Here is a 17807-nt window from a genome sequence, read left to right as displayed (position 1 = left end):
CTCGCGGTTGGAGAGACAGCAACCGACAGCTTCGCCTACACTGTGGATGACGGCAATGGCGGCACTTCCACTGAGACGGTCACTGTCACCATCACCGGCCAGAACGACGCGCCGGTCATCAATGTCGCGAACTCTGATCTGGTGGAAGAGATCGGCGCGGGCTTTGCCACATCCGGTAGCTTTGACGCGCAAGATTTCATCGAGGCCTTTGATCCCACAAGCGGCACGGCTTCGATCCAGACGGTCGGCGGTCAGGATGCGATGCGGGTGAATATCAACACCGAAGACAGGCGTGCGCCACACACCGTTTTTGATATTGTCGAGCAAGGCGCGCTGGAGGCGAACGACAAGGTCGTCGTGACTGTTCAGGGTGAAGTCGCACGGACAGGCGGCGATCAGGACGTCTTTTTTGGTCTCACCGATGGTGTCGGCCAGGTGTCGTATTTCTCTGTCAACAGCAGGGCGGGACGCCTGTATAACGGCGAGCTCAAGACGGACTCGCAGCCGGGAGACTCGCTACAGGATGGTGCGATTGAGCTGAACCTACTCAATCTGAGCGGGGGGCAGCAGAATACCTTTAGCCTCGAAATCGTCCTCGACGGCCTCAGCGATGTCATCTCTGTGTACAGCAGTTCGGGAGCGCTGATTGGCACGTTTGATGGCTTTGACCCGGCGTCCTCAACCCCCGATCAAACCAACGCGATTGATCCGTCTTTGGGTCTCAAGCTGTTCCTGGCGAGTGATGGTGACAACGAGACCAATTACTTTGTCGGCCTTGACTACGATATGGAGATCACCCGTCAGGGCACGATTGAATTCAACGATGTCGATGTCACGGATGAGCACACGGCAGAGATTGATGCGGTGCGCTTTGTGGGCGATGCAGGCGGGCTGACCTCGGCGCAGGCGCTGGCCCTGATCGAACTCAGCGTGAACAGCACCGCAGCGCAAGCGTCCGGCTCTGTGGACTGGGCTTTTGACATAGGCGCGGTGGATGCGGCCTATCTGGCCGCGGGCGAGACGCTGATGATTGAGTATGACGTGACCGTGCAGGACGGCAACGGCGGCTCTGACACGCAAACCCTGTCGTTCACAGTGAACGGCACAAACGACGCCCCGGTGGCACAAGCGGTGACCGGCACGGTTGGCGAAGATCCGCAGGTCGCCAGTTCCGACAGCGTCGGGGCCCAAACGATCCCCAATATCGGGCGTTTCTATGTCTACGATTTCGACACGGGCACGGCGGCGTCTATCCAGCGCGACGGGGGCGCGAATTTCACCTTTGATCAGATCGCCGCGCAGTATCTCAGCGAGGGCAACGGCGTGATCGTCCAGCCCAACCCCAATAGCACCGGCTGGGCATTCGCGGGCGAGGTGTTCGTGGATGGGACGGGACAGACAATCGCCTCGACCGATTGGGTCATCAACGGGGGCAACGGCGATGTCGACCTGTCGAACCCTCAGTGGATTTTGTTTGCCGACACCAATCAGAACATCGACAGCATCGAGCTGGACATCGCAGGCCTGGATCTTGGAGGCGGTGTCACGGTGGATGCCCAGATTTCGGTCGGCCCGCTGAACTACGAGTTTTTGCGGACAGATGATTTGCGTGTCGACGGCGCTTCTTTCAGCTCGACCCTGAATGGCCCCAGCCCCTCGGTCACGGTTGCAGCAAATGTCACCGATCCTGACAGCGATACCTTTGTGTTTACGATTGACGACAGCGACACGCTTGGCGATGTCATCAACAACGGCGACGGCACGTTCACCTATTCCGCAGACGGCATGTTCGAACACCTGAACAGCGGGGAGACGGCCACAGACAGCTTTGCCTACACGGTCGATGACGGCGATGGCGGTCTGGATACGGAAACTGTGACGATCACCATTTTGGGATCAGATGACATCCTGTTTGCCTAGGGGACCATTATAGCAATCGAAGCAGGCACCACATCAAGGTGCCTGCTTTCGCACGGTTTGCGGTTGCAACTGTCCATGCGCCATACGTGTCTGGTGTCAGGGGGCGTTTCTGGCCGATGAGGCCGCCCGTGTCTGAAGCCCTGCCTTTCGGATGGGTGCGGAGTGTTGGATGTTTGGCATGACACGGCTGCCAATGCTCATTCCCCCCTTTGCCGGATGTGCCGTCAGCAAGCGGCACCAAAGATGAACCGGCGGCAAACGTCAGTTCGCGGTATTCGCTCGACAGCCGGTGCCGGAGCTTCCCTAGGCTATCGAAGTTTCCTCGACGGCTTTTCGGACGGTCTGGAAAACCTCCCTCAACTCACTCTTTGAAATGCCACCGAAAGCGAGCCGCAATGCCTGTGGCACAGCAACGGTTGTCGCAAAGGGGTCTGCTCCCGATGCCGAGATGCCGTGTTCTTTCAGACGTGTGACGATAGGCTCGGCGCGGACACCTTTCTCCAGCGGCAGCCAGGCAAAACCTGCATTCGGGTGCGACAGGATGCGCGCGCCACCCAACGCGGTCCGGCAGAGCTGCTGGCGCTCAGCGCCATCCCGTCTGCGGTTTTCCTCCGAAGCCACCAGCGTGCCATCTTCCACCCAGCCCGTGACCAGACCGGAAATCAGCGCCGGAGTGTTCCATGTCGTCGCCCGGATCGCTTCAAGCAGTCTGTCGCAGTGGTTTGCAGGGGCGATCACGTATCCCAGGCGTAGCCCCGTAGCGAGGCTCTTGGAGAAGCCGCCCACATGAACGGTACGCTCCGGCGCAAGCGAGATGAGGCTCGGCGGCGGGTCCGGCTCCAGAAAGGCGTATGCAGCGTCCTCGATCACCAGAAGATCATGTTTGCGCGCGACGCCGATCAGACGGTGGCGCGTTGGTTCGTCCATGACTGCGCCCAGGGGATTATGGACGGTGGGCATCAGATAGATTGCCCGGATCTTTCGGTCGCGGCACTGTCTGTCCAGATCATCCGGGCTCATCACGCCGTCCCGCCCGTCCACCGGGATAAGGTCAATCCCCTGCAATGTCGCGATGGATTTGAAGCCGGGGTAGGTCAGCGTGTCGGTGGCGATGGCGTCACCGCGTTGAAATAGCGCAAGGGCGATGATGGCCAATCCATGCTGGCCACCGGAGGTGACCAACAGGCATTCGGGATCAATGGGCCCAAGCGTTGATGTGAGATTTTCGGCGATGATCCGGCGTTCGTGGGTGCGTCCGCCATGGGGCTGGTAGCGCAGCATCGCCTCAAGATCACCCGTGGTCGCAAGCCGCCGAAGGCCAGCACGCAGCATATCTGCATCGGCTGCGTCACCCGGCATGTTGAAGACGAGGTCGACGAGACCATCGCTGACGGTCTGTCGAACACCAAGCGTCGTCGGCAGGTCAAGGTCGCGCACATAGGTGCCGCGACCAGCCTCGCCGACAATCAGCCCGCGACGTTCAAGCTCCCCGTAGGCGCGCGTCGCCGTGGCGAGGGCGACGTTGAACTGCTCCGCAAACGCCCGATGTGTCGGGAGTTTGGTGCCCGGGGCAAGCTTGCCCTGCCGGATCACTGCCGAGAGCATGTCGGCCAAGCGTATGTATCTGGATTTCCTCATATCTTCACTGTAATTAGTACAATAGAAAAATTGTCATATTTAAAGGCTCATGGCATTCCGATCTGAAGTCAACCTTCAAGGTCCACCCCATGTCCAAACTCATCCCGATTTCGCTTCTTGCCTTTGGTTTGTTCACGGTGACATTCGCTGTGAACCTTCAGGCTCCGCTCTATGATGTCTATGCCGCCGAAAGCGATGTTGGGGCGACGGCAGTGACGGTCGCGTTCGCGGCCTATGTCGGAGGTCTCATGCCGACGCTGCTGCTGGTGGGCGGGCTATCGGATCGGATCGGTCGCCGGGTTCCGATTGCATTGGCGCTGATCTTCGGAGTCGTCGCAACCGCGCTGCTGGTGCAGGTCCCAAGCTGGACAACTCTGGTCATCGCGCGCTTCCTGCTCGGGATCGGGACAGGTCTCGCGACGACTGCCGGAACCGCCTATATGACGGAAATTCGCGGCGCGGAGCGCGCAAGGAGCGCCGCTCTGATTGTCACCTCGGCAACATCTCTCGGCTTTGGTGGTGGCGCTCTGGCGACCGGTATCAGCCTTGGTGTGCAGGGGCCAAGTTTGCTGCCTGCGAGCTATATCGCGCTGTTTGTGGCAGCACCGGTGCTTGCGGTCCTTGTCCTTGCATTGCCGCGGGTCGACACGCCCAAGCCGGTATCGGTTCTGCGCCTTCCGGTGTTCCCGGCTGGCGCTTGGGTCTTCGGGGCCGCGATGGCGCTGGCCTGGTCAACGACAGGTATGACCATTGCGGTTGTTCCGCTGGAACTCGCCGCGAACGACCTTGGCGGCTGGACGGGCCTTGTCATCTTTCTTGCGATCTTCGTGGGCTTTCTGTGCCAGCCGATTGCCCGCCGCATGACCAACGAACGGGCGCTCGCCCTCGGGTTTGTCCTGATCCCGCTCGGCTTTCTCGTTCTTCTGGCCGGTGTCTGGCTGAAGGTTCTGGCATTTGTTCTGATCGGCACCTGCATCACCAGTGCGGCCAGCTATGGCTTTACCTATCTCGCCGCTCTGGCAGAGGTCTCGTTACATGCGCCGGATGATCGGGCGCGGGCGACGGCGGGTCTCTTCGTCTATGCCTATTTCGGCTTCTCGCTGCCCGTGATTGCCAGCGGCGCACTGGCGGACAGGCTCGGCCTGCTGTCGGCCATGATCGTTTTCGCATCTGTCCAGATCGTGGTGACAGCGATCATCGTGATGCTATGGCAACGGCGACCCGTCCCGTCCTGCGCCGCTGTCAAAGCTGGGTAGCAGCGCAACCGCTAGTTTTTGAAAGCCACGGTCCGTCTAAGGTGCGGCATTGGGTGATTTCGGCGGGCCTGAGCCTATCACGGTTGGCCTGGGACAAGCTTGGGCTGGTCTCTCGGCGCCGCATCGCCTCAAGTATGCTGTCGGCCCACTGTGTCCAATGCTGCTGATCGCATGGAAGTCTGTCTCATTCCGAAACTGCCTATCGGCTTATGCAACGACGCTTTTTAATAAACGTTCGGTCATCAGTGGTGCATCGACCCAAGGGTAATCAGGGATAGTGTTCATGCAAAGAGCAATGCCGATCATTCCCGATATGAGCGTGTCGGTCCTCACTCGAACATCGGCTGCGTCCGGAAGAACCTCTCGGATCAAATCTGAAAAGACTGCGAAATGTGCCAGAGTCTTCTCATCGCTCACGAAGGTACTGACATCCGCGCGGTTCACGTCGTTGGACATAAAGACAAGTCGAAAATGATCGGGATGATTGGTCCAATAGGCGACAAAGGTTTGTGCCGCCGACTGCAACCGTTCACTTGGAGCAGCGATAACCGTTAGCGTCTTCCGGATTTCATCTGACATGTCCGATAGGACGTCCGCCCAAAGGTATCGCAGGATATCTGTCTTGCCCTCGAAATGCGCATAGATCGTCATCGGCGCGCATCCAACCTCCTTCGCCAGACGCCGGATTGAAATCGCTTCGAAGCCTTCTGCTTGGTAAATCTCAAGCGCGTGCTTCCCAATTTTTGCCTGGAATCCAAGGATATCGGTCTCGCTTCGGCGAGGTCTGCCAGCGCGTCTAGCCATGGTTGGACACTCCAATTTAATCTGGAACGCGTCCCAAATAAATCTTGCAATGTCAAGTTTTCATTAATATGGAACGCGTACCAATTATTATTCAGCCTCAGCGCCAACCTCTAGGAGACATGAAATGAAGAAGATCAAACTACTGAACGCGGTCGTCGTGATCATTGGTGCCGTCATTGTCCTCCTAGGTTTGAACGTCGGCCTTGGCGGGATAAAGACACTGGGATGGCAATCGACACGTGATTTCGTTTCGATCACCGATACGGCAGCATTCCATGCTCAAGATAGTCACATACGATTTATTGGTGGTGTCTGGTTTGGCGTCGGTGCTGTGTTCATGATCGGAGGTTTTGCAATGCGCCAGCTTCGCCCAACCTTGATCATTCTGTCGGCGATGATCGCAGTCGCGGGTCTGTTCCGACTAAGCGCCATGGACACCGGCGGGATATTCAGCGCTGCTATTGCCCCTTCGTTCGCCTTCGAGCTTGTTGGTTTTCCGCTACTCGCATGGTGGCTGATGGTGTCTGCCAAACGAGAGGCCTAGGGACAGGATCAGAAGGTTTCTGCTGCAACGCGTGATTTACGGTTCCGAAAACGGAGCGGTGAATTGTCTGATTTTTTTGGCTGACGGATGCGCATATGGCGCGCTTTGTGCCCTTCTTTCCCAAGTTCATCGACGAGACCCGCGTTGATGGCCGACGTGTGTTGAGCGGAATATCTTTATCAACTGCAATGGGTTGCGCTGGCGAGGTGCTCCTCGGGAGTACGGCCCGCATAGGACTCTCTACAGCCGCTGGACGCGCTGGAGCGAGAAGGCATCTTCGCGCGGATGATGGCGGGGCCGGCCGCCGGGCACGGCTAAGAACAGGCCGTGATGATCGACGCGACGTATCTAAAAGCCCACCGCACAGCGATCAGCATGGCCGCGAACTATGGAGGATCAGGAACTGATCCAGTGGATCAATTCCCCGACGAGGGGAGGTGCGGCCGCCTGATCCCTTGCCCGGCAGGGCATTGCGCAGCAATGTCCAGAGAGGGGGCGAGACAAGTGTAGAATGAACACCAAGCTGCATGCCATCTGCGACAGCCAGGGGACCCGCTCGATCTGTTCGTTACCGACGGTCAGGTGCGACTACATCGGCGCGCGGGCGCTGCTCAGTGGTCTCCCGAATGTCGATTGGCTGCTCGGGGACCCCGCCCAGTGCAGACCGGACGGGGCTTTGTTCAATCGTTGATATCGTGGTCGAAGTGTTTCACCTGGCCTTTTGGGCCCTTGAAGAAGTGGCGCAAGACCAGCCAGGCGATCAGCGAGAGGGTGGCGTAGATCAGCAGCAGCACCGGCAGGGTGATGCTGCCTGCGGGGGTGGCGACCAGCAGCAGGGCCACCAGCACCGCGCCGGCGGCAAAGCCTATCACGTCCTCGGCCCCGGCTTGATCCATATGGGAAAAGTCGGCGCATACAGCGGCAGCCCTGGTGCCCAACGCCCTGATCTTCATTCGCAAAGCCGAGTTCCTGGGCTGTTGGTCAAACCTCGACCACCTTGTCGGTGGAGACGCCGGGTTTGATCGTCGCGATGGAGGCATCAATCCATTCGCGCGCCTTCACATAGGCGTCATTATGCCATGGGGTCGCGCGGCCGACGTTGAACCTGCGGTAGTAGCAGGTGCGATATCCCTGATAGGATTGCAGGATATCAAAGAAGGCCTGATCGCCGGGTCGGATCAAAATCCGAAGGCGTCTGGCAGTGCAGACCCCTGCGGATCTGGCGGCGCGGGCTGACATCGTTGTGACGATGTTGGCCGATGGCGCGGCCTCTTATGCAGTGCATCTCGGACGCGGCGGATTGTTTGCCTCGACAGGCAGCGCGACCTTGGTGGAAATGGGCACGATGAGGCCTGACCACATCGCCGATCTGGTCGCAACGGCGCCAGAGAATATCCGGGTGATTGATGCGCCGGTTTCCGGGGCGACACAAGATGCTGATCTTGCGGCCGTATTCGATGCGGTGAGCCGACAAACCATCTATCTCGATCGGTCCGGGGCGGGGCTGTGATGAAACTGGCGGTGAATTCGCTGATCCACGGGATTATTCAGACGCTTGCCGAAACGATGACCATGGCCGAAGCCTCCGGCATCACGTCTGAGCAGGCATTCGATGTGATCGCGGCCTCTGCGGCCTGTGCGCCAATGCTCAAATGCCGCCGGCCGCTCTATCTGAATGAGGCAGATCACGATGTCACCTTTACCGTGGCACTGGCCCGCAAAGACATGGAAGTGACGCCACAGCTTGCAGATCGGCTTGGCACTGCGATGCCGCAAGGCCGAACCACACTGGCCAAATTGATCGAGGGGGAAAGGCAAGTTATGGCGCCCGCGATATGGCGTCGATATCGACCTACATGCGAAAGGATACACCATGAAAGCGGCGCTGTTTGTTGGCGGCTGGTTGGCACGGGCATATGGGGGATGCGTTCCGCGATCGCCCGACCTATCATTTCCTGATCGGCGGTCAGTTTGTGGCTCATCCCCCCGGATGGCCCGACAACCTGCAGCCGCGCGAAGACCATATTGATTACGATGTGACCATCTGCAAACCCGACGATCCGATTGTGCAAGACATTAAGAGTTTCCGCCTGACGACCGAGCAATACCATATGCTCGTCGATCCATCGAACGAGGTCCTGGCGACCACGACGTTTTCGGGCGATCATCTGTGGTGGATCGAAGGCACCGTGATCCCGGTTGTCTGGAAACGCCGCTGGAACAAGGGCCGCGTTTTCTATTGCTCAATCGGCCACGAGTTGGACGACCTGAAGGTGCCGCAAGTCACCGAGATTATTCGCCGTGGGGCACTGTGGGCGCCGCGCGGCGCGGCGTGATGACACGATATTCAAGTCATAATTATGAGGACACGATATGAAGCTTCTCCGCTACGGCGCGCCCGGCGCAGAAAAACCCGGGCTTCTGGATGCGTCAGGCCGCGTGCGCGATCTGTCGGGCCTGGTCCCGGATATCTCTGGTGAGACATTGCGCCCCGCTGGCCTGAAGGCGCTGCACGGGCTGGACCCGGAAACGCTGCCGCTCGTTGACGGCACACCACAGGGCGATCTGCGCCTTGGGGCCTGTGTCGGGAATATCGGCAAATTTGTCTGCATCGGCCTGAACTACGCCGATCACGCCGAAGAGGCGGGGATGCCTATCCCCGAAGAACCCATCATCTTCAACAAATGGACCTCTGCGGTGGTCGGCCCGAATGATGACATTCAGGTCCCGCGCGGTTCGGTCAAAACCGATTGGGAGGTCGAATTGGGCGTCGTGATCGGCGAACCGGGATCTTATATCGACGAGGGCAACGCGATGGACCATGTCGCAGGGTTTTGTGTGATCAACGATGTGTCAGAGCGCGATTTTCAGCTCAATCGGGCAGGCACGTGGGACAAGGGCAAAGGCTGCGATACCTTTGGGCCAACAGGGCCTTGGCTCGTCACAGTTGATGAGATCGCAGACATGGACAACATGGGGATGTGGCTGGATGTGGATGGCAAACGCATGCAGACAGGATCAACCGCGACATTGATCTTCAAGATCCCGCACCTCGTGTCCTATTGCAGCCAGTTCATGAGCCTGCAGTCGGGGGATGTCATTTCAACCGGCACGCCTCCGGGCGTGGGGATGGGTCAATCCCCGCAGCGGTATCTGCACGGCGGGGAGGTTGTGACCTTGGGTATCGACGGATTGGGCGAGCAACGATCAAAGGTTTTGCCAGCCTGACAGGATCGCAATTGACACCGGCTTACTGAGCCGGTGTCATTTGACCTGCATGTGCGTTTTCCGCGATCTTCTGGGCCTGATCGCGCAAGATGAATTTCTGGATCTTGCCGGTTGACGTGCGCGGGATCGGCATGAACACGAACTGTCCGGGCACCTTGTAGGGCGCAAGCTGGTCCTTGCACCACGCGCGCAATGTGGCGGCATCCACATGTTCACCTGTAGCCAGTTCCACAAAAGCACAGGGCGTTTCGCCCCATTTTTCGTGCGGCATGGCCACCACGGCAGCAATCGCGACGGCGGGGTGACGATAAAGCGCTTCTTCCACCTCAATGGACGAAATATTCTCGCCGCCCGAAATGATGATGTCCTTGGAGCGATCCTTCAGCTGAATATAGCCGTCCGCGTGCCGCACGCCGAGATCGCCGGAATGGAACCAGCCGCCTGCAAAGGCCTCTTGGGTGGCTGTGGGATTGCGGAAATAACCCTTCATGACGACGTTGCCGCGAAACATCACCTCGCCCATGGTTTTCCCGTCGCGCGGCACTGGCAGCATGGTGTCGGGGTGCAGCACATCCAATCCTTCCAGCGGCAGATAGCGCACGCCTTGGCGCGATTTCAGCTTTGCCTGCTCGGCGGGCGGCAGATCGGACCAGTCCTGATGCCAGTCATTCACCACGGCAGGGCCGTAGGTTTCAGTCAGCCCATAGAGATGCGTGACATCAAAGCCTGAGGTTTTCATATCCGCCAGCAGCTTCTCCGGCGGCGGGGCGGCGGCGGTAAAGAATTGCACGGTATGATCAAGTTGGCGCTTGTCGGCTTCCGGCGCCGAGATCATCAGCGACATGACAATTGGCGCGCCGCACAGGTGGGTGACGTGCTCATCTGCCAAAGCGGCCCAGATCGGTTCTGCCCGCACCTGACGCAGGCAGACATGGGTGCCGATGATCGCCGACAGCGTCCATGGGAAACACCAGCCATTGCAGTGGAACATTGGCAGCGTCCACAGATAGACCGCATGTTTCGCCATCGACGTCGTCAGCGCATTGCCCTGCGCCAGCAGATAGGCCCCCCGGTGGTGCGAAACCACACCCTTTGGATCGCCTGTCGTCCCCGATGTGTAGTTGATCGAAATCGCGTCCCATTCATCCAGCGGCATCAGCCAGTCGAATTCAGGATCGCCCGTCGACAGGAAGGCCTCGTAATCCTGCGCATCTGCCTCGGTAACGGGCCCGCAGAATTCAGCGTCGTCGTATTGGATGACAAGCGGGCGCACTGTTGCCAGCGCCAGCGCATCCTGCATCAAGGGCATGAATTCGCGGTCTACGATGACGATTTTGCACATGGCATGGTCCAGCTGAAACGCAATCACCGACGCATCTAGCCGGGTGTTCACGGAATGCAGGACACCGCCACACATGGGAACACCGTAGTGGCATTCCAGCATTGCGGGCGTATTGGCCAGCAAGGCCGACACCGTTTCACCGCGCCCGATGCCTTGCTGTGCCAAAGCAGAGGCCAACTGACGTGATCGCGCATAAAACGCCGAATAATTGCGCCGCAACGGGCCATGCACGATCGCAGTGTGATCAGGAAAGACCGAGGCCGCGCGTTCCAGAAATGTCAGCGGCGTCAGCGGCTGATGGTTTGCAGGATTGCGGTCCAGATCGGTATTATAGGGGTTTGCGGTCATGGCTCAGGCGTCCTGCCATTGGGGCGCGCGCTTTTCGATGAAGGCACCAATGCCTTCTTCGGCGTCTTGCGCTAGCATGTTATCGACCATCACAGCAGAGGCGTAATCATAGGCATCGGGCAGCGTCATTTCGCGTTGCGCGTAATAGGCGCGTTTGCCGGTTGCCAGCGTCATGCTGGATTTTGACGCAATCTTGCGCGCCAACTCCATCGTTACCGTTTGCAACGCGTCAGGTGCCGCGACGCGGTTCACAAGGCCGATTTCGGCGGCCCGCGCGGCTGAGGTTATGTCACCGGTCAGCAGCATTTCCATCGCGTGTTTGTCCGCCACATTGCGCGACAGCGCCACCATCGGGGTGGAGCAGAACAACCCGATGTGAACACCCGGTGTGCTGAACCCGGCGCTGTCCGCCGCAATGGCCAGATCACAGCTTGCGACCAGCTGGCAGCCTGCGGCCGTTGCGATGCCTGTGACCTCAGCGATGACGGGTTTGGGGCAATTCACGATGCCTTGCATCACGCCTGCGCACATCGCCATGACATGGGCAAAATAGGCTTTACCACCATCTCCGTTCAAACGCCCAGCGGTCATTTCCTTGAGGTCATGGCCTGCACAAAACGCAGGGCCATTGGCCGCCAGGACAATGACCCGCACATTTGGATCGGTCCCGGCGGCTGCAAACGCAGCACCGAGTTCCGCCAGCATCGCCTCGGACAAGGCATTGCGCCGACGCACGTCATTCAAGGTCAGGCGCAATATTCCGGTCCCGTCCAGAACGCGCAGCAGGATGTCAGATGTGGTCACGGGGGTATCCCTTATTCGAGCGCTAAAGAATGTTGATTTCGACACTGTCGGCGAGGGTGTTCGCAATAAAGCAGTAGCGGTGCGCGCGGTCCTGCATCTGCGCCAGTTCGGCGTCGCCCACCGTAAAGCCGGTGTCAAAACGCACCACCGGATGCAGATCAATCCGCGTTACCGACATCTGGCCCTTGGGGTTCTTGCCCAGATGGGCCTCGGCGTAATCGTGGTAGCTGGCCACCGGCCAGCCCGCCTTTGCGGCCAGCGCAAGAAAGGTCATCATATGGCAGCTCGACAGCGCCGAGGCGAGGGCCTGTTCGGGGTTTGTGTTCTCCGGGTTTCCGCCCCAATCAGGGGCGGAATCGACCAGCAGGTCATAGCGGTTGTTGTATTGCACGGTGTGCTCGTTCGAATAGGCACCGGTTTGCAATACGGGCGCTGCGCGCTGCCAGTGCAGCTCAATCGCGAGATCTGACATTTCGGTATTCTTTCATGTAGCAGGACGTTAAGCGGCAGCGATCTGTTTTTTGGGATCATAGAACGGACGCTCGCAGATTGTTGCGCGGACGGGGCCGGATTTCGTGACGACCTCAACCTGTGCGCCAATGTTGGCGTGTTCCGCTGACACCATGGCCAAGGCGATGTTCTGCTCCAAACGCGGGGAATAAACCGCAGAGGTGACCTTGCCGATTGCTTCGCCACCCGAATTGATGTCCCAGAATGTCGTGTTGGGACCCGCAAGAGGATCGCCGTCGATGATCAGGCCGATCTGCTTACGGCTGACACCTTCGTCCCTGATACGGCGCAACGCGGCCTTGCCGATGAAATCAGCCTCCATGTCGAGGTTCACCAACCGGTCAAACCCAAGCTCAAAGGGGGTGGTGCCCATGTCGGCATCTGCGTGATACGACAACATCCCACCTTCGATGCGGCGGATGGAGGATGTGTGGCCGGGCTTGAGGCCAAATTCCAGACCGGCTGCCATAATGGTTTCCCACAGCAGATCGCCTTTGGAACCGTCGCGCAGGTAGATTTCATAGCCCAGCTCGCTGGACCAGCCGGTGCGGGACACAATCAGCGGGATGCCGTTCAGCTCGACTTCGCGCAGCCAGTAGTAGCGCAGGTCCATGATCCCGTCGCCAAACAGCGCGCGCATGATCTCGCCGGATTTGGGGCCTTGCAATTGCAGCGGCGAGACATCCGGCTCACCAATCGTGACATCAAGGCCAGAGTTGACCGCAACCCCCTGCGCCCAAAGAAGAATGTCGCTATCAGCAAGAGAGATCCAGAAATGGTTCTCGGCAAGACGCAGCAGGACCGGATCGTTCAGAATGCCGCCATCGGCGTTGGTGATGAGGATGTATTTGCACTGGCCCACGGCCATCTTGGACAGATCACGACAGGTCAGCATCTGGGTGAATTTGGCAGCATCCGGCCCGGTGATTTCCACCTGACGCTCCACGGCGACATCACAGAGTATCGCGTCATTCACGAGGTTCCAGAAGTTTTGCTCCGGATTGCCGAAATCGCGCGGGATATACATGTGGTTGTAGACGGAGAACCCCTGCGCGCCCCAACGCACTGTCGCGTCAAAATAGGGCGACTTACGGATCTGTGTGCCGAAACCGAAATCATCTGCTTGCATTGGAACTACCTCCCGTTTTGTCCCCGACCGCTTTGATCGGAGACTGTCAAAACCTTTGCGAGATGTAGTCCAGGAGAGGCGGCGAAAGTGGTCCGAAGATTATCACTTCTCAGACCATTCAGGCCGTTTGGGGGGCCATATCAGGACCGATTGGGCCAGAGCGGCAATTTCGGATTTGCAGCGGCCAATTTCGAGAGGTTCGGCAAAGCTGATTTCACTTGGCGCGTGGCAAAATGGGTCATGTAGCGGTCAATGCCGAGGTCTTCGGCATGGAAATCTTCCATCAGGTCTTGAAACGCGGCGAGGCTGGGGCTGATGATCTTCATGATGTAATCGACCCCACCACCGGTGGCGATGCAATCAATGATCTCATCCCGGCTGTTGAGAAAAGCTTCAAAGCGCTCAAAATCAGCCTTTCGATGACGGCTGAGGGAAACCGTCACAATCACCTGCGCGAAATCTGCGAGCCGCTCCAGCGCGATATCGGCATGATAGCCGCGAATGTATCCGCCCGCTTTCAACCGGGTCAGCCGCGCCCAGCAGGGGGTCGCGGAAAGCCCGCTCAGCTCTGCCAGCTTGGCCTTGCTCAACTGCCCGTGCTGCTGGAGCGCGCTGAGAATGCGGATGTCTGCTGCATCAAGGGCAAGTCTCTTCATTCGCTCTGGTCTTTCCTTGTGTGGATGCGCGGTCATATGACCGACGATCACATGCTAGATTAGGATATCCCTACCTGAAAGCCCTCCGTCAGCTCAGTGGCTTTACGACCGAAATGAGCGCGACCACGTCCAGCTGATCGGCGTTGCCCGCCAATATGGGGCGTATCTCCGTGTGATATCAGCATGTCGCGGGTAGACGTTTCGCAACGGCAGAGCAGACCGACCCGGAGCAGACAGCGGTCTCTGCCGAAGGCCAGCAGCGGCGACAGCCAGAGCAGGAAAAGGTTCCGAGCCGCAGCCGGATCTCGGTTGCATAACATCCGATCGCAGACTGGACGCTGGACAGGATTTGCAGAGAGGAGAGTCTTGCAAGACAACATAGCCTCTGGCCGCTTCGGACGCTTTGTTGCGTTCCAGCAGGGGAGACGGGCGCCAGCTCCGAATGTCGCTATCTATACACTGCTGAGCTTGACGGTTGCGGCTGTTGTATTGGATTGCGGGACTGGTGAGGCTAGGGGGGATCCCCGCCCAGTGCAGACCGGACGGGGCTTTGTTCAATCGTTGATATCGTGGTCGAAGTGTTTCACCTGGCCTTTTGGGCCCTTGAAGAAGTGGCGCAAGACCAGCCAGGCGATCAGGGAGAGGGTGGCGTAGATCAGCAGCAGCACCGGCAGGGTGATGCTGCCTGCGGGGGTGGCGACCAGCAGCAGGGCCACCAGCACGGCGCCGACGGCAAAGCCGAGGAAGATGAAGCCCGGCGCCAGCACCTCGACGATGGCGAGGCCGATGGCAATCGCGATCCAGACCCACCAGACGGAGAGCAGGGCCGTCATTTTCCGGCCCCTTTCAGCATGTTGAAGGCGTTGCCGAAGGCCTCAATCGCATTGGCGGGCACCAGGATGGTCTGTTTGCCTTCACCTGCGCCAAGGGCATTGAGCGCCTCGACCTGTTTCAGGGCCACCTGATATTGCGCGGCCTCCAGACCGTTTTCGGCAATGGCTTTGGCGACCACCCCGGTGGCATAGGCCTCGGCATCGGCCTGAATGCGGCGGGCCTTGGCGATCTGCTCGGCGGCGTAGAGCTCGGCGTCGGCGGCCAGTTCGACCGCGCGTTTCTGGCCCTCGGCCTTGGTCACCTCGGCGCGGCGGGCGCGCTCGGCGTTGAGCTGCTGCAGCATGGCGTCGCGTGTGGCCTGATCGAGGTTCACGTCAAGGATCTCGGCGCGGGTCACTTCGATGCCCCAGTCGTCAACGGCGCTTTCGACCAGATGCTGGATCTGACCGATCAGCTGCGAGCGGTTCGACTGCACCTCATCCAGGTCCATCTTGCCGATCTCGGCGCGCACGATGCCGGCCACGGTGGTGGCAATGGCGCCGTCAACGTCGCGGATCCGATAGACGGTCTTTTCCGGTTCCAGAATGCGGTAGAACACCGAGGTGTCGATCTGCACCAGCACGTTGTCCTTGGTGATGGCGTCCTGGCTAGCGTTGGGCAGCTGGCGTTCCAGGATCGAGACCTTATGGGCGACGGAGTCGAGCAGCGGGACGATGAAGTTGATGCCGGGGCCAAGCACCGCATGCAGGCGGCCAAAGCGTTCGACCACGTATTTTTCGGACTGCGGCACGATGCGGACCCCCTTGAGGATCAGGATGATCAGGAAGATCGCGCCCAGGATATAGATGATGTTCTGCGTCAGCAGGCTCAGCAGGAGTTCTTCGGTCATTATGCCTCGCAATAAATTTGTATGCTATGGTATGCAGTTGGGGGTCGTGGACCCGGGATTCAAGCGTGGGGGGACGGCGCCCCGTTCCTCTTCTCTATGGCGTGTGCGGTGGTGGCAGGCAAGGGGAACGGCCCCGTCTGCGGCGCATCCGTGGCGTGCGGGGTGGGGGCTGGCTAGGGCTGTCGGGGCTTTGGCGCGGGCTGCGGTCATGCAGGCTTGAAAACCGCACCGGGATAAGGCACATCCGGCAGGCTCTGCCGGTATGGTCCCGGATCGCGGCGGAGCAGGGTTCAGGTGGCAGATGATCCCGTAGGAAATTCCCCGCAGCGGCGGGACCACGCACAAGACAGCCCAAGGAAGAGAACATGGCGCCGAAAATCTCATTTGACCTGAAAGCCACCGATGGCAAGGCCCGCACCGGTGTCATCAATACGCCGCGCGGCGAGATCCGCACGCCTGCGTTCATGCCCGTGGGCACGGCCGCAACAGTGAAGGCAATGCTGCCGGAGAGCGTGCGTGCGACCGGGGCGGATATCCTGCTGGGCAATACCTATCATCTGATGCTGCGCCCCACGGCAGAGCGGATCGACCGTCTGGGCGGATTGCACAAATTCATGAACTGGGAGCGGCCGATCCTGACGGACTCGGGCGGGTTTCAGGTGATGTCGCTGGCGGGTCTGCGCAAGCTGACGGAAAAGGGTGTGACCTTCAAAAGCCATATCGACGGATCCAAACATGAGCTGACGCCGGAACGGTCGATGGAAATCCAGCGCCTGCTCGGTTCGGACATCGTGATGTGTTTCGACGAATGTCCGGCGCTGCCTGCGGACCGCGACCGGATCGCCGAGTCGATGCGCCTGTCGATGCGTTGGGCGGAGCGCTCGCGCGAGGCCTTTGGCGACCGTCCTGGCCATGCGCTGTTCGGCATTATGCAGGGCGGGCTGGAGCAGGATCTGCGCGAAGAAAGCGCCGAGGCGCTGAAGAAGATCGGATTCGAGGGCTATGCGGTTGGCGGCCTGGCAGTGGGCGAGGGGCAGGAGGCGATGTTTGACTGTCTTGATTATGCGCCCGGTTTCCTGCCTGAGGACAAGCCGCGCTATCTGATGGGGGTGGGCAAGCCTGATGATATCGTCGGTGCGGTGGCCCGTGGTATCGACATGATGGACTGCGTGCTGCCATCGCGCTCGGGTCGCACGGGGCAAGCGTTTACCCGCTACGGTGTGGTCAATATCAAGAACGCCCGCCACCAGGATGACCCGCGCCCGCTGGATGAGCAGTGCAGCTGCCCGGCGTGTTCGAACTATTCGCGCGCCTATCTGCACCATGTGTTCCGCAGCAACGAGATGATTTCGGGGATGTTGCTGACCTGGCATAACCTGCATTACTTCCAGGAAATCATGGGCGGCATGCGGGAGGCGATTGCTGCGGGCACCTTCGACGCCTGGCAGAAGGATTTCCACGACACCCGTGCCGAAGGCGATATTGAGCCATTGTAGGGGCCGGCAAGGGGGATGCGCCCGGATTGTCGAAAACTTGAGCGAATGTTCATCGGCGGGTCCTGCCCTGAACACGTTTGCGCCACAAATCAGCGGTGATCTGTCAATCAGGCACTGATGACCAACGTGGAGAGATCCGATGAATGAGACGGCTTCAACTGGACTTGCGCAATGTTCGCTGATGATTTTGCTGGCGGCGGGCGTTGCTGTTTTTGCGCTTTTGGACCATGGCGGATCCTATGGGGAGCAGCCGGGGTCGCTGGCGCACCTGACGTCGGCCGCGCAGCGGTAAGGATTGCCGGAGCGCGACTGCACACAAGGCAACGGCCTGATGTCGTGCGCTTTTTGCTGCGATCTTGGGCAGGGATGATCCCGGTCCGCGTTCACCGGTTATGAAGACCTCGCTGCT

General features: G+C 59.5%; 18 protein-coding genes and 2 pseudogenes. 9 read left to right on the top strand and 11 right to left on the bottom strand.

Annotated elements, in window-relative coordinates; genetic code table 11:
- The coding region (locus VWZ85_RS13975; RefSeq protein WP_416588814.1) for a VCBS domain-containing protein at positions 1-1920 on the top strand (1920 nt) is incomplete at its 5' end.
- A 303-nt stretch (positions 1921-2223) separates the two neighbouring features.
- Here VWZ85_RS13975 and VWZ85_RS13970 read toward each other — a convergent pair.
- Positions 2224-3534: a PLP-dependent aminotransferase family protein gene (locus tag VWZ85_RS13970; protein ID WP_416595489.1), complete on the bottom strand. Its 1311-nt coding sequence runs from the start codon at positions 3532-3534 to the stop codon at positions 2224-2226.
- Positions 3535-3647: 113 nt separating this feature from the next.
- Between VWZ85_RS13970 and VWZ85_RS13965 the strand changes: the two genes are divergently transcribed.
- Complete coding sequence (locus VWZ85_RS13965) at positions 3648-4814, top strand: MFS transporter (protein WP_416588809.1); 1167 nt, start codon at positions 3648-3650, stop codon at positions 4812-4814.
- Between the two features lie 207 nt (positions 4815-5021).
- Here VWZ85_RS13965 and VWZ85_RS13960 read toward each other — a convergent pair whose 3' ends face one another.
- Positions 5022-5618: a TetR/AcrR family transcriptional regulator gene (locus tag VWZ85_RS13960; protein WP_340545944.1), complete on the bottom strand. Its 597-nt coding sequence runs from the start codon at positions 5616-5618 to the stop codon at positions 5022-5024.
- Between the two features lie 124 nt (positions 5619-5742).
- Here VWZ85_RS13960 and VWZ85_RS13955 point away from each other — a divergent pair, with 124 nt between their 5' ends.
- Entirely contained in the window at positions 5743-6162 is a 420-nt protein-coding gene (locus VWZ85_RS13955) for a DUF4345 domain-containing protein (protein ID WP_416588807.1), read from the top strand.
- Positions 6163-6257: 95 nt separating this feature from the next.
- Positions 6258-6811: pseudogene (locus tag VWZ85_RS13950) on the top strand (transposase); the annotation flags it as partial.
- Between the two features lie 31 nt (positions 6812-6842).
- Here VWZ85_RS13950 and VWZ85_RS13945 read toward each other — a convergent pair.
- Positions 6843-7121, bottom strand: a complete 279-nt coding sequence (locus tag VWZ85_RS13945; RefSeq protein WP_416535168.1) for a hypothetical protein — start codon at positions 7119-7121, stop codon at positions 6843-6845.
- Positions 7122-7146: 25 nt separating this feature from the next.
- A pseudogene (locus tag VWZ85_RS13940) lies at positions 7147-7344 on the bottom strand (M24 family metallopeptidase); the annotation flags it as partial.
- Between the two features lie 19 nt (positions 7345-7363).
- Here VWZ85_RS13940 and VWZ85_RS13935 point away from each other — a divergent pair.
- Genes VWZ85_RS13935 through VWZ85_RS13920 form a run of 4 tightly spaced genes read left to right on the top strand, consistent with a single transcriptional unit; the run spans position 7364 to position 9390 of the window.
- Positions 7364-7672 carry an NAD(P)-binding domain-containing protein gene (locus tag VWZ85_RS13935; RefSeq protein WP_416588804.1) on the top strand — a complete coding sequence of 103 codons (309 nt, stop codon included), beginning with the start codon at positions 7364-7366 and terminating at the stop codon, positions 7670-7672.
- On the top strand, positions 7672-8121 hold the full coding sequence (locus tag VWZ85_RS13930) for an NAD-binding protein (RefSeq protein WP_416542117.1): 450 nt from the start codon (positions 7672-7674) through the stop codon (positions 8119-8121). Before VWZ85_RS13935 ends, VWZ85_RS13930 begins: the two co-directional genes overlap by 1 nt.
- Positions 8079-8498 carry a ThuA domain-containing protein gene (locus VWZ85_RS13925; protein WP_416588802.1) on the top strand — a complete coding sequence of 140 codons (420 nt, stop codon included), beginning with the start codon at positions 8079-8081 and terminating at the stop codon, positions 8496-8498. The genes VWZ85_RS13930 and VWZ85_RS13925 overlap by 43 nt, the downstream gene beginning before the upstream one ends.
- 37 nt (positions 8499-8535) lie before the next feature.
- A complete protein-coding gene (locus VWZ85_RS13920; RefSeq protein WP_416588799.1) occupies positions 8536-9390 on the top strand; it encodes a fumarylacetoacetate hydrolase family protein in 855 nt (284 codons plus the stop codon).
- Positions 9391-9412: 22 nt separating this feature from the next.
- Here the strand turns inward: VWZ85_RS13920 and VWZ85_RS13915 are convergent, their stop codons facing one another.
- The 7 genes from VWZ85_RS13915 to VWZ85_RS13885 form a co-directional block, all read right to left on the bottom strand.
- Positions 9413-11080 (bottom strand): acyl-CoA synthetase, encoded by a 1668-nt coding sequence (locus VWZ85_RS13915; RefSeq protein ID WP_416588797.1) that lies wholly within the window; start codon positions 11078-11080, stop codon positions 9413-9415.
- 3 nt (positions 11081-11083) lie between these two features.
- Positions 11084-11884 (bottom strand): enoyl-CoA hydratase, encoded by an 801-nt coding sequence (locus VWZ85_RS13910; RefSeq protein ID WP_416588795.1) that lies wholly within the window; start codon positions 11882-11884, stop codon positions 11084-11086.
- 22 nt (positions 11885-11906) lie between these two features.
- The gene (locus VWZ85_RS13905) at positions 11907-12356 is read right to left on the bottom strand and encodes an OsmC family protein (RefSeq protein ID WP_340545937.1); all 450 of its coding nucleotides are present in this window, start codon (positions 12354-12356) and stop codon (positions 11907-11909) included.
- Between the two features lie 27 nt (positions 12357-12383).
- Complete coding sequence (locus VWZ85_RS13900; RefSeq protein WP_416588793.1) at positions 12384-13523, bottom strand: glycine cleavage T C-terminal barrel domain-containing protein; 1140 nt, start codon at positions 13521-13523, stop codon at positions 12384-12386.
- Positions 13524-13663: 140 nt separating this feature from the next.
- Entirely contained in the window at positions 13664-14179 is a 516-nt protein-coding gene (locus tag VWZ85_RS13895) for an Lrp/AsnC family transcriptional regulator (protein ID WP_416539814.1), read from the bottom strand.
- Positions 14180-14733: 554 nt separating this feature from the next.
- Positions 14734-15012 carry an NfeD family protein gene (locus VWZ85_RS13890; RefSeq protein ID WP_416546220.1) on the bottom strand — a complete coding sequence of 93 codons (279 nt, stop codon included), beginning with the start codon at positions 15010-15012 and terminating at the stop codon, positions 14734-14736.
- The gene (locus tag VWZ85_RS13885) at positions 15009-15902 is read right to left on the bottom strand and encodes an SPFH domain-containing protein (protein ID WP_340545933.1); all 894 of its coding nucleotides are present in this window, start codon (positions 15900-15902) and stop codon (positions 15009-15011) included. The genes VWZ85_RS13890 and VWZ85_RS13885 overlap by 4 nt, the downstream gene beginning before the upstream one ends.
- Before the next feature lie 365 nt (positions 15903-16267).
- On the opposite strand from VWZ85_RS13885, the gene tgt reads away from it, so the two are divergent.
- Positions 16268-17398 (top strand): tRNA guanosine(34) transglycosylase Tgt, encoded by a 1131-nt coding sequence (gene tgt / locus VWZ85_RS13880; RefSeq protein WP_416588790.1) that lies wholly within the window; start codon positions 16268-16270, stop codon positions 17396-17398.
- The last annotated feature ends 409 nt before the right edge of the window (positions 17399-17807 follow it).

This window comes from Phaeobacter sp. JH20_29, from assembly GCF_048056175.1.
Lineage (GTDB): Bacteria > Pseudomonadota > Alphaproteobacteria > Rhodobacterales > Rhodobacteraceae > Phaeobacter > Phaeobacter bryozoorum.
The sequence above is the reverse complement of the archived record's forward strand: the minus strand, read 5'-3'. Positions and strand labels throughout refer to the sequence as shown.